This window comes from Candidatus Thiopontia autotrophica (assembly GCF_982804495.1).
On the sequence record NZ_CEYDPX010000042.1, the window covers coordinates 1 to 4,454 of the forward strand.

At 50.7% G+C, this 4,454-nt stretch carries 3 protein-coding genes; all 3 read left to right on the forward strand.

Annotation, left to right across the window (positions count from 1 at the left end; all coding sequences use genetic code 11):
- Positions 1-114 precede the first annotated feature (114 nt).
- A complete protein-coding gene (locus AC3ZFK_RS08160; RefSeq protein WP_489433784.1) occupies positions 115-1,755 on the forward strand; it encodes an acetolactate synthase large subunit in 1,641 nt (546 codons plus the stop codon).
- Complete coding sequence (mdh, locus tag AC3ZFK_RS08165; RefSeq protein WP_487507418.1) at positions 1,752-2,672, forward strand: malate dehydrogenase; 921 nt, start codon at positions 1,752-1,754, stop codon at positions 2,670-2,672. The genes AC3ZFK_RS08160 and mdh overlap by 4 nt, the downstream gene beginning before the upstream one ends.
- 105 nt (positions 2,673-2,777) lie before the next feature.
- On the forward strand, positions 2,778-4,454 hold a 1,677-nt coding region (locus AC3ZFK_RS08170), incomplete at its 3' end, for an AMP-dependent synthetase/ligase (protein ID WP_487507419.1).

Below are 4,454 nucleotides of genomic sequence, written 5' to 3' on the forward strand. Positions count from 1 at the left end.
GGTGGGGAGTGTAAGGAAATATCAGAGTAGCCATTTTTTAATCGTAACTCTTTTCTCTGTAGTGTGAAGGGGGTAAGGTGTTACCAGGCGGGATTGCTAGAAAGGGGGAACTTGATGAAGGCAGCTGTGCTGTTTGTTAAAGCCTTGGAAGCTGAGGGGGTTGAATATATCTTTGGGATTCCCGGAGAGGAGAATCTCGACCTGCTGGATGCACTCAAAGATTCATCCATCAAACTTATTCTTACCCGTCATGAGCAGGCTGCAGGCTTTATGGCGGCAACCTATGGGCGTCTTACTGGAAAGGCTGGGGTCTGCCTCTCAACTCTGGGGCCGGGGGCTACCAATTTGGTAACGGCAGCAGCTTATGCCCAGCTTGGGGCGATGCCGATGCTGATGGTTACCGGGCAGAAACCGGTCAGGAGTAGCAAGCAGGGCCACTTTCAGATTGTCGATATTGTCGACATGATGCACCCACTCACCAAAACTACCCACCAGATTGTAAGCGCAAGGAATATTCCAACCAGGGTTAGAGAGGCCTTTCGCCAGGCCGAGAATGAGCGTCCCGGTGCCACCCATCTGGAGCTGCCAGAGGATATTGCCCGGGAGCATACGGATGCACCACTGATCAGAAAAAGTCTGTTTCGTCGTCCGGATGCCGATGTTATATCGGTCAAGATGGCGGTAGAGATGATTGAGGATGCCTCTTGTCCATTGATTTTGGTTGGGGCGGGTGGCAATCGCAAGCGAACCAGCAAAAGTCTGACCAAGTTTATTGAGAAGACGGGTATCCCCTTCTTCACTACCCAGATGGGGAAGGGTGTTATTGACGAGAGGGACCCTCGCTTTCTGGGGTGCGCCGCACTCTCGGCGGAAGATTTTCTTCACCGAGCTATTGATGTCGCTGACCTTATTATCAATGTGGGACATGATGTGGTGGAGAAACCCCCATTCTTTATGAAGGGAGACAAGCCCAGCGTTATTCATATCAACTACCTGACCGCAGCGGTGGATCCGGTATACCATCCACAGCTCGGAGTTATTGGAGATATTGCCAATTCACTTGCACGAATTGCCAATCAGATTGAACCAAAGAGTAGCTGGGATTTTGCCAGGGTAATGGAGGTAAAAGCACATCTGGACAACCACCTGCTTGAGGGGGTGGATGACCCCCGCTTCCCGGTATACCCGCAGCGTCTGGTTGCCGATATCAGAAAGGTGATGCCGGAGGATGGAATTATTACCCTGGATAATGGGGTCTACAAGATTTGGTTCTCCAGAAATTACCCAGCCTATCAATCCAATACCGTACTGCTTGATAACGCCCTGGCAACCATGGGTGCAGGACTACCATCAGCTATTGCGGCAAAAACAGTTTATCCAGAACGCAAGGTGATGGCGATCTGTGGGGATGGCGGTTTTATGATGAACTCGCAGGAGTTGGAGACCGCAGTGCGCCTGAAGCTTGATCTGGTAATTCTGATTTTACGGGACGATGCCTACGGGATGATCAAGTGGAAGCAGCGAAATATGGGGTTTGATGATTTTGGCCTGGACTACGGAAACCCGGATTTTGTCCTTTATGCCAGGAGCTATGGGGCACACGGGCATCGTATCGAGTGTGCTGATTGTCTGTTGCAGGTGATTACCAAATGTTTTGAGACACCCGGGGTGCATCTGATTGAGGTACCAATTGATTATAGTGAGAATGATCGAATTCTGAACCATGAGATCAAGGAGAGGAGTCATCTGATATGAACAAGATTTCCATTGTTGGGGCTGGCCGTGTTGGAGAGGCGACTGCGCACCTGTTGGCAGTAAGAGAGCATGCCCGTGAGGTGGTTCTGATTGATATCAGTGAGGGCGCCGCCTCTGGAACTGCGCTTGATATTCAGGAGACCGCGCCCATCCTCGGTTTTGATACCAAACTGACTGGTAGCGATGATCCATCCCTGATGGCAGGGTCCGAGGTGGTGGTGATTACCGCAGGGGTTCCCCGCAAACCGGGGATGTCTCGCTCTGATGTGCTGGAGACCAACCTGAAGGTAATTGACGGTATTGTCGGTAATGTTGTTAAACATGCCCCGGATGCAATCATCATCATGGTGACTAATCCGGTTGATGTGTTGACCTACCATGCATGGAAGAGCAGTGGGTGGGATCGCAGCAGGGTAATAGGGCAGGCCGGGGTGCTGGATTCAATGCGCATGGCAAGTTTTGTCTCCATGGAGACCGGCTTCTCAATCAAGGATATCAATGCGATGGTATTGGGTGGTCATGGCGATACCATGGTGCCACTGCCTCGTTTTACCACCATTAATGGTATTCCGGTCAGACAGTTTATCGATGAGGAACCACTGCAGCAGCTGATTCAGCGAACCCGTGATGGCGGTGCTGAGATTCTTGCGCTCAAGCAGAATAGTAGTGCCTATGACGCCCCGGGTGCTGCAGTTGCAGAGATGATCAGTGCGATGAGTATGAACCGGAGAAGGATCCTTCCCTGTGTGGCCATTCTTGACGGTGAGTATGGGCAGAGTGATATTGCCATGGGGGTGCCGGTGGTACTGGGGCAGAGTGGAATGGAGAGTGTGGTTGAACTTGATCTGGACAGGGAGGAGATGGGGGCGTTCTCCCAATCGGCAGAGATGGTACTTGCCGATCTGCAGAAAATTTGAGTGTCGTGTAATGCAGTACATCAAGCAACAGGGGAAAGAGAGTATCGAGAGACGGTTGTCTAAACTAGAACAGATGGTTGGCGAACGCTTTCAGAGGGTTCCGGGGTGGGATCGGATATAGAGACCCTGCATCAGCTATTTCTGGATCGTGTTGAGAACACGCCGGATAGAGTTGCCTATCAATTCCATAGCCGTAAACAGGGGTTATGGGTCGATCTTAGATGGAGACAGATTGCCGGGCGTGTTGAGCTGTGGAAGCAGCAGTTGTCTGAGGTGGTGGTGGATCGGGGAGAGCGTCTGGCTATTCTGCTGGAAAATTCACCGGATTGGATTGGTGTTGATCAGGCTGCACTCTCTCTGGGGATGGTAACAGTTCCTCTGTTCTTTAATGATCGTGCGGAAAATATGGCTTATGTGATTACCCACTCTGGCGCGAAGATCCTGATATTGAGAGAGATGGCGCAGTGGGGGGCGTTACAACCGTTGGTTGCAGCTTCAGCTCTGGAGAGGGTAATCCTGATTTCATCAGATTGGGAAAGCTCAGTTGAGCTTCGCACCATCTGGCAGAGGGCGCACGCTGTTCAAGCAGAGAGTCAGCCAACCCCACCGAATGATCTGGCAACAATTATCTATACCTCAGGCACCACAGGCAATCCCAAGGGGGTGATGCTCTCTCATGGCAACATTCTGGAAAATAGTCGTGGCGCACTCTCTGTTGCGGAGATCTTCCCGGGGGATACCTTTCTCTCCTTTCTTCCTCTTTCCCATGCCTTGGAGCGTACGGTGGGGTGTTACCTTCCAATGATGGCTGGGGCAACGGTTGCTTTTGCCCGTTCGGCATTTACGGTACAACAGGATCTACAGGATATCCAACCCACGGTATTGATAACCGTCCCCCGGCTATTTGAAAAGGTCAATGAACGCCTTGAGAAGAAGCTTGCAGATGCCTCTGGATTGATGCGCTGGTTGGTGAGAATGGCTGAGAGAGCGGGAATAACACATTTTCTGATCCAACAGGGACGAGCCAGATGGGGTGTTGCGCAATTACTTTATCCATTATTGGATCTGGTTATTGGTAGAAAAGTGAGAGCCGCGCTTGGAGGAAGGTTGCGAATTGTGGTCTCTGGTGGAGCCCCTCTGATCTCATCCATTGCAGACCGATTTCTTGGTTTTGGTATCCCTATCCTGCAGGGATACGGTTTGACCGAGTGTGGCCCAGTCGTCAGCAGTAACCATCCGGAGGCAAACTATCCAGATAGTGTTGGTGAGGTGTTACCGAAAACAGAGTTAAAAATTAAGGAGGATGGTGGTGAGCTGTTGGTGCGTGGTCCAGGAATCATGCTGGGATATTGGGGTCAACCTGAAGAGACAGACAAGGTAATTGATTCGGGAAAATGGCTGCATACCGGTGATGTTGCTGAAGTTCGGGATAACCATCTCTACATTACCGGGAGAATAAAGGATATTCTGGTTCTCTCCAATGGCGAGAAGATCTCACCTGCCGATATCGAGATTGCCATTCTTCAGGACCCATATATTGATCAAGTGATAATAGCTGGAGAGGGCAGGCCATTCCTCTCCGCATTGGTGGTAGTTAATGAACAGGGGAGAGCGGTCACTAAACAAGAGTTGTCGATGAGAATATCATCTCGCATGGCCTCATTTCCTGGATATGCAAAGGTAAAACGGCTGATTATCCTTAATGAATCATGGACTATAGAGCAGGGGCTGGTAACACCAACCATGAAGCTGCGTAGAGAGAGGATTCTTGAGTATTATCAA

Coding starts and splice junctions, on each gene's coding strand:
- AC3ZFK_RS08160 (WP_489433784.1), top strand. CDS start 115: ATGAAGGCAGCTGTGCTGTTTGTTAAAGCCTTGGAAGCTGAGGGGGTT.
- mdh (WP_487507418.1), top strand. CDS start 1,752: ATGAACAAGATTTCCATTGTTGGGGCTGGCCGTGTTGGAGAGGCGACT.